The 20524-nt window shown below is 74.3% G+C and carries 22 protein-coding genes; 8 read left to right on the top strand and 14 right to left on the bottom strand.

The genetic code is table 11. The features are described from left to right. Nucleotides 1-17: 17 nt before the first annotated feature. Both DEI94_RS06070 and DEI94_RS06065 read right to left on the bottom strand, forming a co-directional pair. The gene (locus tag DEI94_RS06070) at nucleotides 18-1040 is read right to left on the bottom strand and encodes a FecCD family ABC transporter permease (protein WP_258368397.1); all 1023 of its coding nucleotides are present in this window, start codon (nucleotides 1038-1040) and stop codon (nucleotides 18-20) included. Continuing rightward, nucleotides 1037-2056 (bottom strand): FecCD family ABC transporter permease, encoded by a 1020-nt coding sequence (locus DEI94_RS06065; RefSeq protein WP_111008614.1) that lies wholly within the window; start codon nucleotides 2054-2056, stop codon nucleotides 1037-1039. The genes DEI94_RS06070 and DEI94_RS06065 overlap by 4 nt, the downstream gene beginning before the upstream one ends. Nucleotides 2057-2246: 190 nt before the next feature. Between DEI94_RS06065 and DEI94_RS06060 the strand changes: the two genes are divergently transcribed. Then, a complete protein-coding gene (locus tag DEI94_RS06060; protein WP_258377963.1) occupies nucleotides 2247-3701 on the top strand; it encodes a S1C family serine protease in 1455 nt (484 codons plus the stop codon). A gap of 25 nt (nucleotides 3702-3726) precedes the next feature. Here the strand turns inward: DEI94_RS06060 and DEI94_RS06055 are convergent, their stop codons facing one another. Then, nucleotides 3727-5157, bottom strand: a complete 1431-nt coding sequence (locus tag DEI94_RS06055; RefSeq protein ID WP_146249433.1) for a hypothetical protein — start codon at nucleotides 5155-5157, stop codon at nucleotides 3727-3729. Between the two features lie 57 nt (nucleotides 5158-5214). Next, nucleotides 5215-5535, bottom strand: a complete 321-nt coding sequence (locus DEI94_RS06050; protein WP_258368395.1) for a hypothetical protein — start codon at nucleotides 5533-5535, stop codon at nucleotides 5215-5217. Between the two features lie 44 nt (nucleotides 5536-5579). Here DEI94_RS06050 and DEI94_RS06045 point away from each other — a divergent pair, with 44 nt between their 5' ends. Then, nucleotides 5580-5942, top strand: a complete 363-nt coding sequence (locus DEI94_RS06045) for an RNA-binding S4 domain-containing protein (RefSeq protein ID WP_111008612.1) — start codon at nucleotides 5580-5582, stop codon at nucleotides 5940-5942. Between the two features lie 51 nt (nucleotides 5943-5993). On the opposite strand, the gene DEI94_RS06040 is transcribed toward DEI94_RS06045, so the two are convergent. Beyond that, on the bottom strand, nucleotides 5994-6938 hold the full coding sequence (locus DEI94_RS06040; protein ID WP_111008611.1) for a J domain-containing protein: 945 nt from the start codon (nucleotides 6936-6938) through the stop codon (nucleotides 5994-5996). Between the two features lie 119 nt (nucleotides 6939-7057). After that, nucleotides 7058-7792: a phosphotransferase gene (locus DEI94_RS06035; RefSeq protein WP_111008610.1), complete on the bottom strand. Its 735-nt coding sequence runs from the start codon at nucleotides 7790-7792 to the stop codon at nucleotides 7058-7060. Between the two features lie 147 nt (nucleotides 7793-7939). Here DEI94_RS06035 and DEI94_RS06030 point away from each other — a divergent pair, with 147 nt between their 5' ends. Genes DEI94_RS06030 through pcp form a run of 3 tightly spaced genes read left to right on the top strand, consistent with a single transcriptional unit; the run spans nucleotide 7940 to nucleotide 10528 of the window. Then, entirely contained in the window at nucleotides 7940-8560 is a 621-nt protein-coding gene (locus tag DEI94_RS06030) for a GntR family transcriptional regulator (protein ID WP_181441739.1), read from the top strand. A gap of 2 nt (nucleotides 8561-8562) precedes the next feature. After that, the gene (locus DEI94_RS06025; protein WP_220038776.1) at nucleotides 8563-9876 is read left to right on the top strand and encodes an MFS transporter; all 1314 of its coding nucleotides are present in this window, start codon (nucleotides 8563-8565) and stop codon (nucleotides 9874-9876) included. Nucleotides 9877-9886: 10 nt separating this feature from the next. Next, nucleotides 9887-10528 carry a pyroglutamyl-peptidase I gene (gene pcp / locus DEI94_RS06020; RefSeq protein WP_111026134.1) on the top strand — a complete coding sequence of 214 codons (642 nt, stop codon included), beginning with the start codon at nucleotides 9887-9889 and terminating at the stop codon, nucleotides 10526-10528. Here pcp and DEI94_RS06015 read toward each other — a convergent pair. From DEI94_RS06015 to DEI94_RS06005, 3 genes are read right to left on the bottom strand one after another with little or no spacing between them, the layout of a single operon-like run. After that, nucleotides 10521-11459 (bottom strand): NUDIX hydrolase, encoded by a 939-nt coding sequence (locus DEI94_RS06015; RefSeq protein ID WP_111026135.1) that lies wholly within the window; start codon nucleotides 11457-11459, stop codon nucleotides 10521-10523. The two genes, pcp and DEI94_RS06015, sit on opposite strands and share 8 nt — an antisense overlap. Nucleotides 11460-11514: 55 nt before the next feature. After that, nucleotides 11515-12033: a metallophosphoesterase family protein gene (locus DEI94_RS06010; protein ID WP_111026136.1), complete on the bottom strand. Its 519-nt coding sequence runs from the start codon at nucleotides 12031-12033 to the stop codon at nucleotides 11515-11517. A gap of 2 nt (nucleotides 12034-12035) precedes the next feature. After that, complete coding sequence (locus DEI94_RS06005; protein ID WP_111012646.1) at nucleotides 12036-12542, bottom strand: MarR family winged helix-turn-helix transcriptional regulator; 507 nt, start codon at nucleotides 12540-12542, stop codon at nucleotides 12036-12038. Nucleotides 12543-12669: 127 nt separating this feature from the next. Here DEI94_RS06005 and DEI94_RS06000 point away from each other — a divergent pair, with 127 nt between their 5' ends. Continuing rightward, nucleotides 12670-13815 (top strand): ABC-2 transporter permease, encoded by a 1146-nt coding sequence (locus DEI94_RS06000; protein WP_146249434.1) that lies wholly within the window; start codon nucleotides 12670-12672, stop codon nucleotides 13813-13815. 23 nt (nucleotides 13816-13838) lie between these two features. On the opposite strand, the gene DEI94_RS05995 is transcribed toward DEI94_RS06000, so the two are convergent. Together DEI94_RS05995 and DEI94_RS05990 are read right to left on the bottom strand one after the other, a co-directional pair. Continuing rightward, nucleotides 13839-14333, bottom strand: a complete 495-nt coding sequence (locus DEI94_RS05995; RefSeq protein WP_111026138.1) for a VOC family protein — start codon at nucleotides 14331-14333, stop codon at nucleotides 13839-13841. A 97-nt stretch (nucleotides 14334-14430) separates the two neighbouring features. Next, a complete protein-coding gene (locus tag DEI94_RS05990) occupies nucleotides 14431-14715 on the bottom strand; it encodes a GNAT family N-acetyltransferase (protein WP_111012648.1) in 285 nt (94 codons plus the stop codon). An 81-nt stretch (nucleotides 14716-14796) separates the two neighbouring features. On the opposite strand from DEI94_RS05990, the gene DEI94_RS05985 reads away from it, so the two are divergent. Further along, a complete protein-coding gene (locus DEI94_RS05985) occupies nucleotides 14797-15444 on the top strand; it encodes an NADPH-dependent F420 reductase (protein WP_111026139.1) in 648 nt (215 codons plus the stop codon). 209 nt (nucleotides 15445-15653) lie between these two features. On the opposite strand, the gene DEI94_RS05980 is transcribed toward DEI94_RS05985, so the two are convergent. Further along, nucleotides 15654-16226 (bottom strand): hypothetical protein, encoded by a 573-nt coding sequence (locus tag DEI94_RS05980; protein ID WP_111012650.1) that lies wholly within the window; start codon nucleotides 16224-16226, stop codon nucleotides 15654-15656. 61 nt (nucleotides 16227-16287) lie between these two features. Beyond that, nucleotides 16288-17259 (bottom strand): aldo/keto reductase, encoded by a 972-nt coding sequence (locus DEI94_RS05975; protein WP_111026858.1) that lies wholly within the window; start codon nucleotides 17257-17259, stop codon nucleotides 16288-16290. A gap of 196 nt (nucleotides 17260-17455) precedes the next feature. Between DEI94_RS05975 and DEI94_RS05970 the strand changes: the two genes are divergently transcribed. Beyond that, nucleotides 17456-19495, top strand: coding sequence for a hypothetical protein (locus DEI94_RS05970; protein ID WP_284183737.1), 2040 nt, complete (start codon nucleotides 17456-17458; stop codon nucleotides 19493-19495). Between the two features lie 36 nt (nucleotides 19496-19531). On the opposite strand, the gene DEI94_RS05965 is transcribed toward DEI94_RS05970, so the two are convergent. Continuing rightward, on the bottom strand, nucleotides 19532-20389 hold the full coding sequence (locus DEI94_RS05965) for a LysR family transcriptional regulator (RefSeq protein WP_111008596.1): 858 nt from the start codon (nucleotides 20387-20389) through the stop codon (nucleotides 19532-19534). Nucleotides 20390-20524: the final 135 nt, after the last annotated feature.

Genomic DNA, 20524 nt, shown 5'->3' with positions numbered 1-20524 from the left:
GGAACGGGCGGGCGCGGTCAGCGCCCGCGCGCGATCAGCCAGAGCAGGTACGGCGCACCGACGATGCCCGTGACGACGCCGACGGGCACCGCCACCCCGGGGATCGCGAACTGCGCCACGAGGTCGCTCGCCTGCACGATGACGGCCCCCACCGCCGCGGCGGGAGCGAGGGCGACGCGACCACGACCGACGAGACGACGGGCGATCGGCGCGGCCATGAGCGCGACGAACGACACCGGGCCCGCAGCCGCCACCGCCGAGGCGCTCAGGCCGACCGCGGTGAGGACGAGCAGCACCTTGGTCCGGTCCGGCGGCAGCCCCAACGACGCCGCGACGTCGTCCCCGAGGGTGAGCACCCCGAGCCGCGGCGACTGGAGGAGGGCGAGGACGAACAGCACGACGAACGCCACCGCCAGCACCGCGAGCACCGTGGGGTCGACCGCGTTGAGGCTGCCCGTGAGCCACACGAGCGCGACGGCGGCGTCCTGCACGTTCCCGCGCGTGAGCATCCACCCCGTGACGCTCACGGCGATCGCCGCGACGCCGACGCCGACGAGGACGAGCCGGTTGTCCCCGATCCCGCCGCGCCAGCTCAGCGCGGCGATGACGACCGTCACGAGGACGGCACCGACGACGACGACCGAGAACAGGGTGAGCCCCGAGGCGGCGAACAGCGCGATGGCCGTGATGCCCGACGCGCTCGCTCCCGAGGTGATCCCGATGACGTCGGGGCTCGCGATCGGGTTCCGCACGACGCTCTGCACGATGCCGCCGGCGGTGCCGAGGCTCGCGCCGACGAGGACCGCCGCCAGCAGCCGGGGCCCGCGGAGCTCGGTGATGACGAAGTCCGTCACGCGGTCCGCGCGTCCCACGAGCGCGGCCAGGACCTCACCCGGGGAGATCGCGATCTCGCCGAGGCCGAGCGCGGCGACGGCGAGCACCACGACGAGCACGAGGGCCCCCGCGAGCACGAGGAGCTCGCGCCGCAGTCCGGCATCGGTGCCCCGTGGTCGCCGAGGGGTCCGGGTCGACACGCTCACAGGTCCCGCACCGCCCTGCTCCGGACGAGCGCGATGAACACGGGAGCGCCGATCACCGCCGTCACGATGCCGACCTGGACCTCGCCCGGGAAGGCGACGACACGACCGATGACGTCGGCGACGAGCAGGAGGGCCGGGGCCACGATCGCGGACAACGGCAGGGTCCACCGGTTCGCCGGACCGGTGACACGGCGGACGGCGTGCGGCACCGCGAGCCCGACGAACCCGACGGGTCCGATCGCCGCCGTCGCCGCGCCCGCGAGGAGGACCGTGGCGAGCGCGCCGAGTGCCCGCGCCACGACGACCCGCTGCCCGAGGGACGCCGCGAGCTCGTCCCCGAGGGCGAGCGTGTCGAGTGACCGGCCGAGGGTCATGGCGATGGCCAGGCCGACGACGACCGGCACGGCGACGACAGCGACGACGTGCAGGTCCCCCGTCGCCAGCGAACCCACCTGCCAGAAGCGGATGCGGTCGAGTGCCGACTGGTGCGTCAGGAGGACCGCGGTCGTGACCGACCCGAGTGCGGCGGCGACCACGGCACCCGACAGAGCGAGGCCCACCGGGGTCGGCCCGCGCCTCCCGGCCGATGCGATCCCGTACACCACGACGGCCGCGACGGCGGCGCCGACGAAGGCGAACGGCAGCGTCGCCGCCGTGCCCGCGATCCCGAACACCGTCGTCCCGACGACCACCGCGAGTGCGGCGCCGGCGTTGATGCCGAGGATGCCCGGATCCGCGAGCGGGTTGCGGGTGACGCCCTGCATCACCGCGCCCGCCACCCCGAGCGCGGCTCCGGCGACGAGTCCGAGCGCCGTCCGGGGCACCCGCTCGCCGACGACGATGAGCGTGATCTCGTCCGTCCGGCCGGGGTGCAGGAGCACCGTGACGACCGTCAGCGGATCGATCGGACGCGCGCCGACCATGACGCTGAGCACGCACGCCGCGACGAGCACCACCAGGGACACGGCGGTCGTCCCGACGAGGCGCGCTCGGCGCGGACGAGCGGTCGGGGACATCGGCGCAAGCCTAGTCCGGCTCCCCCGCGGTCGAACGGCGGGCGCGGTGGAGACGGGGACGGCGCCGCAGCCGTTCCCGAGGGAGTGCGGAGCCGCTGTCCACGCCGCTCATAGGTCACTCATCGGATCGGGTCCTGTACTGGACGCATCGACGCCCCACCGGCTGTCGGACGAGCCACCGGAGAGACCAATGACCGAGCACCCCACCACCCCCGCCGACGACGAGCGCGACGAGGACGCGCCGCGCGACACCACGCAGCCCATCGGCACGCCGGTTCCCGCAGCGGCACCGCACGTCGACCCGAGCACGCTACGGTCCGCCTACGCGTTCGACGGATCGGGCCCCTACCTCTACGCGCCGGACGGCTCCGGCCCCTACACGTACACGCACGACGGCCACGGCCCCTACCTCGTCGGGGCCACGGCGGGCGCCACCGACGCGACCGCGGGAGCGAAGCCGAAGCGCCGCCGCGTCGGCCTCATGGTCGGGGCGGGTGTCGCCACCCTCGCGATCGTCAGCGCCGCGGGCGGCACCGCCTTCGGCCTGGCCTCCCGGGACACGGGGACCACGACCTCGAGCCAGTCGAGCGGGTCCTCGAGCAACGGATCGTCGGACAGCGGCGGCATCGGTGGCGGCTGGTCCGTCCCGGGCGACGGCTCGTCGAGCGGATCGAGCGGTTCCGGGACGAGCGGGACGGGGTCGAGTGGATCCACCGACAGCGCCCGGACCGCGGCCACCGACTCGCAGAAGGCCGGGATCGTGACGATCGACACGACGCTCGACTACGACTCCTCGTCGCAGGCCGCCGGCACCGGGATGATCATCTCCTCCGACGGCGAGATCCTGACGAACAACCACGTCGTCGAGGACGCCACGAGCATCGAGGTGACCGTCGAGTCCACCGGCAAGACCTACACGGCGGACGTCGTCGGCACCGACAAGACCGACGACGTCGCCGTGCTCGAGCTGCGCGGGGCGTCGGACCTCACCACCGCGACGCTCGACGACGACGACGACCTGGCCGTCGGCGACACCGTGACCGACGTCGGGAACGCGGAGGGCCAGGGCGAACTCGTCGCCGCGAAGGGCTCCGTGACCGCGCTCGACCAGGACATCACCGTGCAGAGCGAGTCCGGCACCGGCACGGAGTCGCTCACCGGTCTCATCGAGGTCGCGGCCGACGTCGTGTCCGGCGACTCGGGCGGTCCGCTGCTCGACTCCGAGGGCGAGGTGGTCGGGATGACCACCGCCGCGTCGTCGGGCACGAGCGACGTCACCGGGTACGCGATCCCGATCGCGACGGCCAAGAGCATCGCCGAACGGATCCTGTCCGGCACCGCGACCTCGACGATCGTCATCGGGACCCCGGCCTTCCTCGGCGCGGAGGTCTCGTCGACGACTCCGACCACCGGCTCGGGTGTCACGCTGCAGGGCGTCGTGTCCGGGTCCCCGGCCGAGAACGCCGGGCTGGCCGCGGGCGACACGATCACGAGCATCGACGGCACCGCCGTGACCGGTGCCGATCAGCTCACCGAGCTCATCCAGGCACACGCCGTCGGGGACTCGGTCACCGTCGGGTACACCGCCGCCGACGGCACGGCGGGAACGGTCACCGCGACGCTCGTCGCCGGTCCGGCCGCCTGACGCGGGACGTCCGGGAGGACCGGGGTCAGCCCGCCAGGACCGTGCGGACGAGCAGACGGTGGACGTTCGCGGACGCCTCGACCCGGATCGCGGTCCCCTCGGCCGTCGCCCGTCCGATGCGCGCGAAGCCGACGCCCGCGGCGTGGACCACCGTGACGGGACGCGGCCGCGTCGGCACCCGGAGGTGCGACACGGTCCACGGGGCGTCCCAGAACCGCGCGAGCACCGGATCGGCCGTGCGGACCGCCACCGGCAGGTCGGGGCGGGCCGTCGGGTCCTCGACCCGGCGGTCCAGGACCGCGGCCGGGAGCCGCGGCGTCGCGAAGGCGAAGGTCCACGACGGGGTCACCCCGAGCCTCCCGGCCGCGAGCGCCAGGAGCGTGGCGTCGTCGACGCTGCCGATGCGGAAGCCGGCCTCCTCGGTCCCGTCCAGCACGGTCACGGCGGCGTCGCCGCGCCACCAGCGGAGCCGGGTGGCGGGCCCGTCCTCCCGCTGCTGCTCGAGCGTGACTGGGTCGACGCCGGCTTCCCAGGGCGCGAGCACCGCGCTCGTCAGTGACGGGACGGTGCCGAAGCGGCCGACGAGCCCCTGGTCGATGAGCGCGCGACCGCCGGGCGACCGGAGGACCGCGGGGTTCCAACGGCGACCCGCCATGCCCTGCAGCGCGGCGAGCGCCTCGGCGTCCACCGGCACACCAAACGGGGCGAGCGTCGGGCGCACGGGGACCGGGACGTCCTCGAGCACGCGTGGCGGGTGGGCTGCGGCCGGCGCGGGGCCGACGACGCGGACGGACTCGAGCACGCGGGCGACGACGTCGTCGGTGGCGTCGAGGACGGCGAGCGGGCGCTCGGCGACGACGTCGATGCGGTGGCGACCGGTGGTGACGAGCAGGTGCGACACGAAGACGCCCGTGCGGTCGGGGGCGCGGTGGCCGACGGCGGGAACGGGCCGGTGCGGTTCGTGTCCGTGCTCGGTGCCGTCCGACTCGCCGACCGCGGGACGGTCCGTCGCGGCGGCGGCCTCCAGCGGCGGAGCGGGGCGGTGGTACTCGACGAGGCGGGCCGGCGCCCCGGCGCTCCCCCACGGGTCGCACCCGACGACGAGCACGCCGTCGACCGAGCCGGGCAGCCGAGCGACCAGCGCGGCGGTCTCGTCCGCGATGCCGTTGTCGCTGGGGCGGGAGCGCACGGTCACGGTGACGCCGTCACCCGTGGTCCGGAGGTCCGCGTCGGCGGCGTGCACGGTCGCCCAGGACGCGGGGCGCGCGATGCTGACGCGGGCGGTGCGGTCGGTCACGGTGTCCGCGTGCTCGCGGCGACCCGGCGTCGACCGGCCGGGCGACGGCGCCGGCATCCCGGTCGACGAGCTCACGTCCGGCGACGACGGGGCCACCGACGACGGGCCCACCGATGACGGGGCCGGTGCCGGGTTCGGTACCTGTGGTGCGGGGACCATGCCGTTCACGGTACGGGCGTCGGGTCCCCCGTTCGGCGAGGCGCGCGGACGGCGCGCTCAGGACGCGTGTCGGCGCTCGCGGGGCGGCGGCGGAGGTGGCACCGGACGGGCGGCGACGACGGCGGCGAGGGCGATGTCGACGTCCTCGCGGCGGGTGCGCACCGTGCAGATCGTGTCGGTGCGTGCGACCAGCGTGCCGAGGGCGTCCCGCGCACCGTCGCCGTGGTGGGCGCGCACCACCAGGCGCGTGCCGATCGGGGCGGTGGCGAGGAGGGCGAGCGCCCGGCGGCGGTGGGCGTCCGCGCGGCGGACGTCGTCACGCGCAGCGGAGCCCGCGTGGTCGGCAGGGTCGGCCTGGCCGTCGGGGTCGTCGTCCACGGCACTCATGGTAGGACCGGGGCGTTCCGCATAGGCTGTCGCGCATGGACCGCGCCCGCGTCGACAGCTGGTTGTGGGCGGTGCGGCTGACGAAGACCCGCTCCGCCGCCACCGCTGCCTGCCGTGCCGGGCACGTCCGGGTGAACGGCGAGCGCGTCAAGGCAGCGCAGTCGGTCGGGATCGGCGACGAGGTGCGGTTGCGGACCAACGGGGTCGAACGGATCGTCGTCGTGCGCGGGATCGTCGTCAAGCGCGTCGGGGCACCGGTGGCCGCCACGTGTCTGGAGGACCGGACGCCCCCACCGCCGCCGCGCGAGGAGACGGCCTGGTTGCCGGTGCGGGACCGCGGAGCGGGTCGACCGACCGGGCGGGAGCGCCGCGACCTCGAGAAGCTGCGCGGGTACTGAAGCCGCGTCTCGGGTCGGCGCTCGGCGCTCGCGGTCCGACGACGAGCACGGTCAGACGAAGCGGACCGTCTCCTGGAGCCGCGCGCGGAGCTCGAACACGTCGACCGATCCCGTCTCGGCACCGGGGCCGAGCAACACGCCGGCCAGGGCGCTCCGCCGCACGACGAACGCGGTCGGTCTGCGTGCCGGCCCCACGAGCCGGACGTCGTCGTCGACCGCGGAGTCCGGGACGACCAGGAGCCGGCCCGTGAACCGGACGCGGGTCGCCTTCTGGACGGTGCGCGCAGCCCGGACGAGTTCGCGCACCGGGCGCTCCCCCGGCGCGAGGGTCGCGCCGACGACCTCGCCGTGCTCGATGCGGACGGGAGCACCCCAGTCGATGGACTCGAGCGCCCAGAGTCCGCTCGTCGTGAGGACGACGTGGTCCAGCTTGCCCTCCGGCCCGGCGTCGAGGTCGTGCCACACGGTCACACCGATCCCGAGGTCGGCGACGATCGCCGCGGTCGCCTCCTCGGCGAGCGCCTCGGCCAGGAGACGGCGGATGTGGCGCGGGGCGGAGCGGACGAGTGCCGGGTCGTACGGGTCCTCGATCGGGTCGCCGAGGCCGACCCACTCGCGCTCGGCGGCGAGGAAGACCTCGCGCGACAGTCCGCCGGGGTGCCCGAAGGACCGGGCACGTGGGCGGGAGTCGCGGCGCGCGGCGGGCGGCGCGTAGGCGTCACGGCCCGAGGCCGGACGCCCCGTGGGGTCGCCGGCGGGTCCGTGCCCGGCGATCGCCGAACGGGAGGCTCCGGCGTCGTACGCCCGGCGCGCCTCGGGGGTGCCGACGCGTTCCCACGCCTCTTGCAACAGGCGGAACGAGCGCGGGTCCCCGCCGAGGTCCGGATGGGTCTCGCGGGCAGCCCGGCGGTAGGCGCGCCGGAGGGTGTCGTCGTCGGCGGAGGCGGGGACGCCGAGCACCTCGTACGGGGTGGCGTCGGCAGGGCTGTCGCTCATGGCGGTGGAACACTACCGGCTCGCCGCGCGGAGGACGCCCCGTGTTCGCCGTGGGCTCGCCGTGCTCCCGCTGGGCGCGGGCTGCGTGCCGGTGTGGTGCCGCCCGCGTGGAGCCCTGCTCAGGCCACGGCGTGCCGGATGGCGTCGGCGTGGTGCTCGATGTAGGCGACGTCGGCGCGGTAGAGCTCGGCGTGGCCGGCCGCGAGGTCCCGGGCGAACTTCGGGTCCCCGGCGGCGGCCTCGGACTCGATGGTCGTCACGAGGGCGACGAGGCCCGCGACCACGGCCTCCACGAGCCCCGCTCGGCTGGACGCGTCGAGGTCGTAGGCACGGCAGAACTCGGCCGCACGGGCGAGCTGGTCGTCGAGACGCGTCACGGGGGTGTCCCCGGTCGTCAGCGGCGCGAACCGGTAGACCGCCGACGCGACGTCCCACACCCGCGGCCCGGGGTGGGCCGTGTCGAAGTCGATGATCCCGACCGCGGCCCGGCCGTCGAACACGCAGTTGTACGGGGCGAAGTCGCCGTGGCAGATCGTCTCGACAGGAGCGCGGTCGGCTTGGGACCACACGTCGTCCGCCGCCACCGCGTAGGTGGCAGCGGCGTCGTGGTAGTTGCGCAGCAGCCGGGCCGCGGTGACGAGCGCGGCCTCGGACGCGACGTCGTCGGTCCAGGGGTACTCACCCGCGAGACCGGGGATGAACGACACGGTCTCGAGCACCTCACCGAGCGCGATCGGCTCCGGCGCCTCCACGAACCCGCGCTCGTGGAGGTGTGCGAGCAGCCGGTGGACGGTCGGTGTCCAGGGCCCAGCGGGGCGGTGGACACGGTCCTCGGCTCGCGTGATCCTCTCCATGGCGGTCCCTCCAGTCGGACGTCGCCGTCGACGCCGTCCCGTCAATCTACGCGGCGGGACCTCGGGAGTCCGGGCCGGAAACGCGATGTTCACATGCTCCTCGGACAAGCTGCACGGACACTTGCATGCAAGACGTACGATCGACACATGTCGTCCGCGGAGCGCGCCTACGAGCACACGAAGCACCGGATCATCCGCGGTGAACTCCCTGGCGGTACCCTCCTCAGCGAGGGGGTCGTCTGCCAGGAGCTCGGCATCAGCCGGACCCCGGTGCACGAGGCGTTCCTCCGGCTCGCCGCGGAGCAACTGCTCACGCTCGAGTCCCGGAAGGGCGCGGTCGTCCGCCGCATGTCCCCGAGCGAGTCCGCCGACGTCCTCGAGATGCGGGAAGCGGTCGAGGCGTCCGCGGCGACCCGAGCACTCCGCGGTGGCCCGCGTCCGGACCTCGTGCCCGTGCTCGACGACCTCCTGCGCGACCAGGCCGACGCGATCGCGGAACACGACGTGGACCGGTTCGTCGACGCCGACGACGCGTTCCACACCGCGGTCGTCGCGGCCGCGGAGAACCCCGTCGCGGTGCACTTCACCCGCCTCCTCCACGACCGCCAGCAACGCCTCCGGCACCAGCTCATCCGGGTCCGTCCCGAACAGCTCCACCCGGCGCTCGACCAGCACCGCGCACTGGCCCGGGCCGTCGCCGCCGGCGACGCCGCCCGCTACGCCGAGGTGCTCCGCGACCACGTCGCCGGGCACCGGGGCGCGCTGTGAGCGTGGACACGTCGACGGGAGCGGTCCCGTTGCAGCGGACCGGGCCTCCCGGCCGGCCCGGCGTGACGAGCCGGCGGCCAGCACGGGTGCGGCCCTGGCTCGCGGTGTGGGGCGCCGTCTTCGTCTGCTCCTGGGGCGGCAACCAGTTCAGCCCGCTGCTGCTCATGTACCAGGAGCGTGCGCACTACTCGACGCTCCTCGTCAACGCGTTCCTCGGCGTGTACGTCCTCGGTCTCGCACCGGCACTGCTCGTCGCCGGGTCGCTCTCCGACCGGCACGGACGCCGCCCCCTCATGCTCGTCGGGGTCACGGCGGCGCTCGTCGGCAGCGGCCTCCTGGCCCTCGGTCCGTTCGGCGCGGGGTACCTCGCGGCCGGGCGGCTCTGCTCCGGGATCACCGTGGGCATCGCCATGGCCGTCGGGAACAGCTGGGTGAAGGAACTGTCCCAGGGCCGGTACGACCCGGTGGCCGACGCCGGATCGGGCGCACGACGGGCGTCGCTCGCGTTCACCCTCGGATCCGGCAGCGGCGCACTCGTCGCCGGCTGCATGGCCCAGTGGGGCCCGGTCCCCGAGGTGCTGCCGTTCCTCGTGCACATCGCCGTCGCGGTCCCGTTCCTCATCGTCGTGCTGCGCGCACCCGAGACCCACACGTCCGGCGGCGTCACCGGGCCCTGGTGGCGGCAGCTCCGCGTGCCGTCGGCCGGACACTGGCGCTTCGTCCGCGTGGTCATGGTGTCGGCCCCGCTCGTGTTCGCGTCCGCCGCGATCGCGTACGGCTACCTGCCCACCCAGTTGCACGACGCGACCGGACGCTGGGGGCTCGTCTTCGCGACCGCCGCGACGGTCGTCGCGCTCGGGGTGTCGAGTGCGGTCCAACCGATCGCCGGACGGGTGCACTCCGTGTCGAGCGCGCGCGGGCTCGTCGTCGCCGTGCTCGTGATGACCGTCGGCATCGCGGTCGTCGCGCTCGCGATCGCGGCCGATTCGGTCTGGATCGGGCTCGTGGCGAATGCGGTCGTCGGTGCCGGCATGGGCATCGCCCTGGTGTCGAGCCTGCTCGAGGTGCAGCGGATCGCGTCGAGTCGGGACCTCGCGGGCCTCACCGGCGTGTTCTACGCGGTCGCGTACGCGGGGTTCCTCGCTCCGGCCGTGATCGCCGCGGTGGCCGCCGTCGCGCCCGTGACGGCGATCCTGCTCGTGGTCGTCGGCCTCGGTCTCGTGGCGTGGGTGCTCGTGGGCGTCTCGTCGCGCCGCCACCTGCCCGCCGCGGCCGCGGGCGTCGGACCGGACGACCCCACGGCGCACCTGGGTTAGGGTCGCGGGCGTGACCACGATCCTCCTGACCGGGTTCGAGCCGTTCGCGGACGCGCCCCGCAACCCGTCCTGGGACGCCGTCGAGCGCGTCGCCGCGACCTGGACGGGTCCGGAACGCGTCGAGGCCGTCCTGCTGCCCGTCGCGTTCGGACGCTCGGTCGACGCACTCCGTGACGCCGTCGAGCGGGTGACGCCGGACGTCGTGGTCGCGGTCGGGCTCGCCGAGGGGCGCACCGCGATCACGCCCGAGCGGGTCGCCGTCAACCTCGACGACGCCCGGATCCCGGACGCCGACGGCGCGCAGCCCGTGGACGTGCCCGTCCTGCCGGGAGGCCCGGCCGCGTACTTCACGACGCTCCCGGTCAAGCGCATGGTCGCCGCCGCACGCGCGGCGGGCGCACCGGCCGCGCTGTCCGCCACGGCCGGCGCGTACGTGTGCAACCACGTGTTCTACGCACTGCAGGCGCTGGCCGGGGCCGGGGTGCGCTCCGGGTTCGTCCACGTCCCCGCGACGCCCGAGACCCTGCGCGAGGCGGACGACGCCGTCCCGACGGTGTCGCTCGACGTGCTCGTCACCGGACTCGCCGCAGCGGTCCGCGCCGCGCTGGACCCGGCACCCGACCTGGCCGTCGCGGGCGGTGCGATCAGCTAGCGATCAGCGCTCGGAGCCAGGACGGCCCCGTCACCGACGCTCCGAGGGCCTCGACGCGCGCTCGCAGCCCGCGGTCGGCCGTCACGACGACGACCGGACCGGCCGCTCTCGCGATCGCCCGGTGCACGGACTCGACGATCGCGTCGTCACCCGCGCCGGTCGCGCGGACGACCTCGACCTCGGGGCCGTCGGTCCGGGCGGCTCGCGCATCTCCCTCGAGGACGACCGACCACCGCGGCCACCACCGACCAGCACCCAGTCCGAGTTCCGCAGCGGCCAGTCCCGACGCGGCGAGCGCGCCGATCGCGTCCACGAGTCGCTCGGCGGCGCCGGCGCGGTCCCGCCACCAGCCGTCCGGCACGCTGCCGACGACGTTCGCGGCGTCGACGACGACCACGGGCTCGGTCACGAGCACACCGCGGAGGGCCGGCCAGCTCGCGCCGAACCCCGGGTGCAGGGGCAGCCCCTCGACGTCGTCGACCGGCACCCAGTCGAGGGCGAGGCTCTCGCGGTCGCCGACCTCGGCCCGGAACGGGTGGACGGCGCGTGCGACCACCGTCGTGTACGTCCAGAACCCGAGGTCGAGCACGGAGGTGTGGCGGATCCGGAGCGCGGCGGCGGGGACACCGGCTTCTTCCGCGGACTCGCGGAGCGCTCCGGTGACCGCGTCCTCACCCTGGTGTCGCGCACCACCCGGGATGCCCCAGGTCCCGCCGTGGTGGCTCCACTCGACACGGTGCTGCAGCAGGACGCGGCCCGCACCGTCGTCGACGAGCAGCCCCGCGGCGCCGAACAGGCCCCACGCCTTCTGACCGTCCGGCCCGTACGCCCACGCGTCGCCCGGGTCCCGGGGGCCGGGCGGCGGACCCGGCGGGAGGGACGGCGCGGCGTCCGCGGGCACCGCGCGCTCGTCGTGCCGGTCGTCCGTCATCGCCCCAGCGTCCCACGTCGGCACACCGCACGGCCAGTCGGGTCGCGCCGCGGCCTCAGCGCTCCCGCGGGACCGGTGGGAGGCGCACGAGTTCGACCGCGAGGTCGCGACCGTCGACCACCGCGGTCATCCACGTGTGGTCGGGCTGTCGTCGCCGGTCCGTCGGCGATCCGGGGTTGAGCAGTCGGAGCCCGCTCGACGCGGTGGAGTCCCAGGGGATGTGCGAGTGCCCGAACACGAGGACGTCGACGTCGGGGAACCGCTGCGCCATCCGGGCGTCGCGTCCCGCCGCGGCCCCGGTCTCGTGCACGACCGCGAACCGCAGGCCCTCGACCTGCTCGTGCGCGACGAGCGGCAGCCGGTCCGCGAACCCCGGTTCGACGTCGTTGTTGCCGCGCACCGCGACGAGCCGTCGAGCCCGGGCTGCGATCCGGTCGACGGTCGCCAGGTCCACCCAGTCCCCCGCGTGCACCACGAGGTCGGCGTCCTCGATCGCCGCCCAGAGCGCCGGCGGGAGGTCCTTCGCGCGCCGGGGCAGGTGGGTGTCGGACAGGAACACGAGGCGGGTGGGCACGGTCAGGCCTCCATCGGGGCCGCGGCGCCCGGCAGGTCGTCGTCGTCGATGTCGGGAACCGGCACGGGATCCTCGGTCTCCGCGGCGTTGAGGCGCTCGAGCAGACCGGCGAGCAGCGCGACGTCGTCGTCGGACCACGACGCCAGCCGTTCCTCCAGGCTCTCGCGGTGCACGCGGACGGAGCGTTCCAGCGCCGCCTCGCCGGCCGCCGTCACCGCGAGCGGCTTCGCGTTCCCGGTGCCCCCGTCGACCTGCTCGATCAGGCCGGCGGCCAGGAGGCCCGACAACTGGCGTGAGATCGTCGACCGGTTGAGCCGCAGGTACCGGGCGATGTCGATTGCCATGCACCCGTAGTGCTGGGCGACGAAGTCGACCAGCGAGTGGTCGACGATGCTGAGCGCGGCTTCGGGACCTCGGGCGCGGACCGCGGCCCGCCGGGTGATCCGCGCGAGTTCCCGGTAGGCCCGGGTGATCTCGGCGGCACGAAGCCGATCGGTTCCCTGCTCCATCGACGAGTCCCTCCCTGTCGTCGCGTCCGCCGCGACCCGCTCCGCGAACGTGCCAGCGTGCGCGGTGCACCGCGTCGTGTACGCGACACGCTAGCGGACCGGGGATCGAAGTTGTACAGTGCAACACGTGTCCGATGTTGCAAAGAACAACTTGCTACCCGTCCGTCGCCTGACCGAGCGGCCGACGCCCGGTCACGCCGCCGACCGCCACGCCGGCAGCGCGCCCGCGCACGAGCCGTCCATGCTCCGTCCCGCCGGGCTCGGTCGGCTCCTGCTGTCGTTCGCCTCCCACATCCTCGTCCCACTGTTCCTCGCCGCGGGGATGGGCCTGGCCTACCTCGGCGCATTCCACGCCCCGGCCCCGAAGGACCTGCCCGTCGGGGTCGTCGGCACGGGAGCCGCGACCCAGGTGTTCGCACAGACCGTCACCGACCGGTCCGACGGCGCACTCGTCGCCCACGTGGTGCAGGACCCCGCGCATGCGCGTGCGGCGATCCGCGACCGTGATCTGGCGGCCGTGTACGCGCCGGGGTCGACGAGCGCCACCCTCTACGTGTCCACCGCCGCGTCGGACACCACCGCGACCGCTGCCGAGCGGATCTTCGTGCCCATCGCCTACCAGCAGCACCTGCCGTTCCACGTGGTCGACGTCGTCGCCGTGCACGACGAGGACGCGACGGGCCAGGGACTCTTCTTCCTGCTGGTCGCACTCAGCGTCGGCGGGTACTCGAGCGCGATCGCGGTCGCCGCGTTCTCCGGGCGGCTCCGCCTACTCTGGACGGCGGTCATCGGCGTCGCGACCGCCGGGGTCGTCGCTGGGATCGGCGTCGTCATCGCCGGTCCCGTCTACGGCGTGATCACGCACCATGCGTGGCCGATCTTCCTGTTCGCCTGGATGTACGACCTCGTCATCATCGCGCTCGGTGTCGGACTCCACCCGATGCTCGGCCGGTGGACCACGCCGATCCTCACGATGCTGTTCGTGATGCTCAACTTCACGTCGTCGGGCGGGATCTTCCAGCCGGCGTTCCAGCCCGGGCTGTTCGCGGGACTCCACACCTTCTGGAGCGGCGCGGCCTGGCTGCAAGCGGCGCAGGACCTGCAGTACTTCCCCGCGGCGTCCCTCGGCCGCAGCGCCCTCGTGTTGGCGCTCTGGCTGGCCACCGCCGTGCTCCTGGTGCTCGTCGTGCACGGACTCGTCGCCCGACGGACCCGGATCGCCCGCGAACGCGAGGTCTCCCGACTGGAGGAGGAGCAGGTCGTCGCTGCCTGAGCACCCCCGGTTCGGAGCGAGGTTCAGCCCGCGGTCCCCGCGCCTCCGCGTCCGTCGGCGGCTGCTTCGAGCGCGGCGATGTCGAGCTTCACCATGTCCTGCATGGCGAGCATGGCGCGGGTCCGCCGTTCGGGAACGGGGTCCGCGAGGAGCTCGGCGAGTCGGACGGGCGTGACCTGCCACGCGACGCCCCACCGGTCCGTGCACCACCCGCACGCCACCTCGTGGCCGCCGTCGCTCGTGAAAGCGTCCCAGAGCCGGTCGACCTCGTCCTGCGTGTCGCAGTCGACCTGGAACGAGATCGCATCGGAGTGCGGGTGCCCCGGTCCGCAGTTCATCGCTCGCCATCGCTGCCCGAAGAGCGTGAACTCGACCACGAGCGCCTTGCCCGCGTCGGGCGTGCCGTCCGGCCGTCGGCCGATGGAGTCGATGCGGGCGTCGGGGAACAGGCCCGTGTAGAAGGTGACGGCCTCCTCGGCCTGGTCGTCGAACCAGAGGAACGGGACGATTCGCTGCACGGGAGTGTCCTCTCCGGCGGTCACGACGTCGGACGACCGCCTCGGCGGGACACTACTGCCGAGGCGCCGGGATCACCAGGCGGTCCGCATCGTGGGGTCATCGGGAGAGCAGGTCGGCCTTGTCCGGGTGGTCCTCGAACCACTGACCGACGAACCAGCACATCGGGACGATCCGGCGGGTGCTCGTGGTCTCGACGTCGGCGACGGCCTGCTCGACGAGCTCACCCGCGTAGCCGTGACCCCGATGCGCGGGCACCGTGTACGTGTGCGGGAACGCGATCGAGTCGCCGTTCACCCGGTAGTCGAGCACGCTGACCAGGGCGCCGTCCACGTAGAGCGCGTAGCGGTCGCGGTCGGTCTCGTTGCGGAACTCGTGGGCCATCGTGCCATCCTGCCCGCCACCCCCGCACGCTGCCCGGACGTGCGCTGACCATCGCGCGTCCGACCGGAGCACACTCGATCCATGACCACCATCGGATTCATCGGATCAGGGAACATCGGTTCGCAGCTCGCCCGGCTCGCCGTGCAGAACGGCTACGACGTCGTGATGAGCAACTCACGCGGCCCCGAGACCCTGTCGGACCTCGTCGACGAACTCGGACCGCACGCGACCGCCGGGACCCCGGAGGACGCAGCGACCAAGGGCGACGTCGTCGTCGTGACCACGCCGCTCGCCGCGATCGAGACCATCCCCGTCGAGCCCCTCGTCGGCAAGGTCGTGATCGACACGAACAACTACTACCCGCAGCGTGACGGGCAGATCGCGGCCCTCGACGAGGAGACGACCACGGTGTCGGAACTGCTCCAGGACCACCTGCCGCAGTCGCACGTCGTCAAGGCCTTCAACCACATCGCCGCGGCCGACCTGACCACCGCGGGGACCCCGCGCGGCACCGAGGGGCGCCGTGCCCTCGTCGTGGCCGGTGACGACGACGAGGCGAAGCAGGCCGTGGGCGACCTAATCGACGAGTTCGGGTTCGACGCCGTGGACATCGGACGTCTGAGCGAGGGCTGGCGCATTCAGCGCGACACCCCCGGGTACGTCAAGCCGTACGCCGCGATCGACCTCGAGCTGGCGGTCGCGGACGCGAAGCGTTACCGCGAGATGTGAATCCGGGCCAGCGGCCGCGGCCGCTGGCGGTCGCGGCCACTGGCGGCCGCGGCCACCAGCCCCCCCCCCCCCCCCCCCACACCCGCCGAGATCGCAGAAGATGCCGCTCTGACCTGGGTGGGAGCGGCATCTTCTGCGATCTCGGCGAAGGGGGCCGGGGGTCGGCCGGGCCGGGCGGCCCGGCCGCCACGCCGGCCCGGCCGGGCGGGTCAGCGGCGGCGGAGCGCCTTGCGCACCACGCCCTTCGCGACGTTGTGGGGGCGCTGCATCTCGCCCTCCTTGGCACCGACCACGATGATCCAACCGCCGAAGATCGCCTGGAGCCACTGCAGGCGCTGGAGCTTCCGCTGCACGCGCGCGAGCTCGGGTGACGTGCCAGGCGCCGGCTCCGTGGCCCCGGCCGCCGGCTGCCCCTTGCGCGCGTCCGCCTCGACGAGCTTGCCGTAGCGGTTGCCGACGACGGCCGTCCACAGCGTCACACCCGCGCCGACCAGGGTCACGACGGCCTTGTAGGTGTTGATGCGGTGCATGCCGTGCTGGACCGCGCTCCGCGGCGCGTTGTGCGCGGTCACGTCGAGGTCGGCGAGCAGGTGCAGCACGACGGCACCCGTCTGGATCGGCCCCCAGCGCCGCCACCCGATGGTGGTCAGACGGGTCCGTTCCTCCGGGTCCGTGGCGCGGGCCGCGGCGCCGTTGAGCCCGATGGCACCCATGAGGGAGCCGCCGAACCACGCGGCCGCGGTCAGGTCGTGGATGGATCGTCCGGGGAGGTTGCCTGCCATGTCCCGGACGCTACGCGCGGACGGCGCAGGAACGCCCAGCCGCCGTACGTCGGCGCTCGGGTCAGACCCCCTCGAACACCAGCGTCATCTCGGCGAGGTCGTCCTCGGACGGGGTCCAGGCCGAACCGGCGTCGACGTTCTGGGCGATCTGCTCCGGCTTGGTCGCACCCGCGATGACGCTTGTGAGTCCGGGCTGGGCCAGCAGCCACGCGAACGTCGCCTGGAGCATGGTCACGCCCCTGGCCTCGCAGAAGCGCTGGTACTCCTCGATGACGTCCCACGGGGCGTCGTCGAGCAGCTGCGGCTTGATGTTCGTGATCCGGGCGTCCGCCGGGCCGCCGCCGCGTCGGGTGTACTTGCCGGTGAGCAGGCCGTTGGCGAGCGGGAAGTACGGCAGGAACCCGAGCGCGTAGGCCCGCACCGCCGGCAGGACCTCGGCCTCGGCACCACGAGCGAGCGGGCTGTACTCGTTCTGGGCCGACACGAACGACGTGGTGCCGGCGATGGAGGCGGTGAGCTCGGCCTCGGCGATCTGCCACCCGGCGAAGTTCGAGTGCCCGATGTAGCGGATCTTGCCCTCGCGCACGAGGTCGTCGAGCACCGACAGGGTCTCCTCGATCGGCGTGATCGGGTCGGGGACGTGCATCTGGTACAGGTCGATCCAGTCCGTGCCGAGTCGACGCAGCGACCCCTCGACGGCGAGCCGGACGTACCGACGCGAGCCACGGACACCCCAGTCGGGCCCGTTCGCACCGCGCATGTCGCTGCCGAACTTCGTCGCGAGCACGACCTCGTCGCGACGACCGGCGAGGGACCTGCCCATCATCGACTCGCTCCGGCCGGGCTCGCCGCCGTAGATGTCCGCGGTGTCGAACAGGGTGACTCCGGCGTCGAGCGCAGCGTGGACGACGGCGTCCGTGCCCTCCTGCGTCTCGGTGGCGGTGCCTGGTCTGCCGAAGTTGTTGCAGCCGAGCCCGACGGTCGAGACGACCAGGCCGGAGGGACCGAGAGGACGGTGTTCGATGTCTGCCATGCCGCAGACGCTACCGGCGTCACCCGCACTGGGGCGTCCGGGAACGGGCGCCGCGCACTAGAACAGTAGGACGGACCATCGAGAGGGAGCACGCGTGGGCCAGCACCGCATGCCGGGCGCGACGCCGGACCAGGCGTCGACGCCGGACGTGCCGACCCCTCCGCCAGTGACCGGGACCCGCGGCCTCCCAGCGTGGGTGACCGCACCACCGACGCCCGTGGCACCCGTCCCGGCTCCGCAGACCGCCGCGCTCGCCGAACCGGGCGTCACACGGCCCGTCGCCTCGGCTGATCACCCCGCCGTGGCGACCGGACGCCCCGTGACGGAGGGTGCGACGACGCCCGTTCCCGCCGCACGCACGGTTCCTGCTGATCCGCTTCGTCGTCCGCGGACCGCGCGAGCCCCCCTGCCCCCCGCGCCGCTCTCCCCCACGGTCGACACCGGCGCGATCGAGGCGGCCCGCCGTCACGCGGCGTCCGGCACGGCGTCGCGGATCGCGGCGACCGTCCGTCCGGGCACCTCGGACCCGACCGCGCCGCCCGTACCCGACCTCGCGGCATCCCTCACCGCGACCGTTGCCGGGCACGGCGCCGCGACCGCGTCGGAGGCGGACGCTCACGTCACGTCCCCGCTCCCCACCGGCGAGCAGCACGCCGGTCCCACCGGCCGGACCGCATCGGGTCGCGGCCCGGGCCAGGTCCCGGTCCCGGATCCCGGGAGGCCCGGCGGCGGCGTCGCGGGTGCCGTCCGTCCCGCCACGTCCGGGTCGCCGATCGTGGCGACCCCGGGTGGGCCGCGCCCCGTCACGCCGCAGCCGACGGAGCGACGGACGACCGACGCCGCCGAAGGGCCGGTCGAACCCCGGCCGGGTCAGCCGCGGTTCTCGGTGCCCGGGCTCGAGTACCTCGTGGTCGGAGGCCCCGTCGACGAGGACCTGCCCCGACCCGTCGGGGCCCCCAGGCCCGTCCCGGGGACGCCGGTCGCACCGGCGTGGGCGACTCCGACGGGCGCTCCCGCACCGCAGGCCGCACCGATCCCGCCCGGGACGACGAGCCTCGTGACGCCGGACACCGTCGACCCCGCCGCTCCGGCGTCGCCGTTCCCGGCTCCGGCACCCCCGGCCCCGACCGCGCGGGACCGGCGTCGTGCCGCCGCTGCCGAGAAGCAGGCCGCGGCAGCGGAACGGGCAGCGCAGAAGCAGACCGCCGCCGCAGAGCGCGCCGCCCAGAAGCAGACCGCCGCCGCAGAGCGCGCCGCCCAGAAGCAGACCGCCGCCGCAGAGCGCGCCGCCCAGAAGCAGACCGCCGCCGCAGAGCGCGCCGCCCAGAAGCAGACCGCCGCCGCAGAGCGCGCCGCCCAGAAGCAGACCGCCGCCGCAGAGCGCGCCGCCCAGAAGCAGACCGCGACGGCAGAGCGCGCCGCCCAGAAGCAGACCGCGACGGCAGAGCGCGCCGCCCAGAAGCAGACCGCGACGGCAGAGCGCGCCGCCCAGAAGCAGACCGCGACGGTAGAGCGCGCCGCCCAGAAGCAGACGGCCGCCGCACGCACCGCCCCGGAGCAGCCTGCTCCGGCCGTCGGTACCGCCGACCAGCCCGCGGCGACGGCCGCGCAGACGCCGGACCACCGGGGCAGCGAGGGCAACGACGAGCCGGTCGTGTTCGCTCGCTCCGCCGCCTCGGCCGTGTCCCTCGCCGGTCGACGTGGTCGATCCGGTCGCCGCGGCGCCCGGACCGAGCGAGCGCACGGCCTCCACCGCGCAGCCCCCGTCGGGAGCCGAGAACCGCACGGATCCGACGCCGGCGCGCCCCGCCGGGCCGGGGCCCGGACCGACGACCCGCGGCGGGTCTCCCGGACCGACGCGGCACGGGCCTCCCGGACCGACGGGCCGGACGGACGCCCGGCCGTCAGCCCCGGCACCGCCGCCGCACTCGCGGTGGTCGCCGGCCTCGCGACGCTCGCGGTCGGTGCCTGGTTCCTGCTCGTCGCGGGTCAGGTGCACGTCGTGGCCCTCGTACTCGGCGGCCTCGCGATCGGTCTGGCCGTGACGGTGCTGCGGGCACGGGCAGCTGCGTCGTGGACCCGTCTGCTCTCGCTCGTCGGACTCGTGTTCGGCATCGCTGGCAGCGCCGTGCTGCTCGCCGGCCTCGCGAGCGCGCTCGCGCCGACCCTCGGGCTGCACCTGCCGGACCTCGGCACGATGACCGGGACCGGCAGCGCGACGTCCGTCACCTGGTGACGCCGCGGACCCGACCGGACGACCGGACCGCGCGGGTCAGACCGCCCGGATCACGCCGCGGCTGAGGATCGCGTTCGTCAACGCGTCGACCGGCCCGCGACCGGCGGCCGGGTTCGCCATGAGGACGTAGTCGACGGCCGGGAGGTCCGGCAACACCAGCCGCTGGGACACCTTGACGAGGTCGGCCGGGATGAGGGAGTGCGGGAACACCGCCACCCCGATGCCCGCTCGGACCGCCGCGAGCACGCCGTTGACGTCGCGCGTGTTGCACGTGATCCGCCACGTGCGGCCGACGGCCTCGAGCGCGTCGATGGCCATCTGGCGACTGATGCTCGGCGCCTGGTAGGCGATGAGCGGCACGGGTTCGTTCGGCTCGAGCGCGATGCCGTCCTGGGCCATCCACACCATCTGGTCGCTCGCGACGCGCGTGCCCTCGGCGGGCTGCCCGGCGGTCTGCTTGATGAACACGAGGTCGAGCTGACCGGCCTTGAGCCGCCGGAGCAGCGGACCCGACTGGTTGACCGTGAGCTCGAGGTTGATGTGCGGGTGGAGCCGCCGGAAGTCGCGGAGGATGCGGGGCAGCTGGGTGATCGCGAGGTCGTCGGCCGCCCCGAAGCGCAGGCGCCCGCGGTTCGCCTGGCCCGAGAAGTACGCGTCGGCCTGCCCGTGTGCGGCGAGGATCGTGCGCGCGAAACCGGCCATGGCGTCGCCGTTGTCCGTGAGCGCCACGCCCCGCGTGTCCCGGACGAGGAGGGTCCGGGACACCGCGGTCTCGAGCTTCCGGACGTGCTGGCTGACCGTGGGTTGGCTGATGCCGAGCCGGCCCGCGGCCTGCGTGAAGCTCAGGGTCTCCGCGACCGTCAGGAACGTGCGGAGCAGGATCGGATCGAGCAACAGTTCCCCCGGTGGTCGCGGCGATGGTCATCACGGAACGCAATGGATTGATAGGGACGATAGCCCTCGGCAATGGGTGCCGGCGATTAGTTTCGAAGATGAACAGCATTCGCCACCGATCGCCGGAGCCCCAGA

The sequence above is a fragment of the Curtobacterium sp. MCBD17_040 genome (genome assembly GCF_003234805.2).
In the GTDB taxonomy this organism is placed as follows: domain Bacteria; phylum Actinomycetota; class Actinomycetes; order Actinomycetales; family Microbacteriaceae; genus Curtobacterium.
Note: the sequence above shows the minus strand (reverse complement) of the source record. Positions and strands in the feature narration are given on the sequence as shown.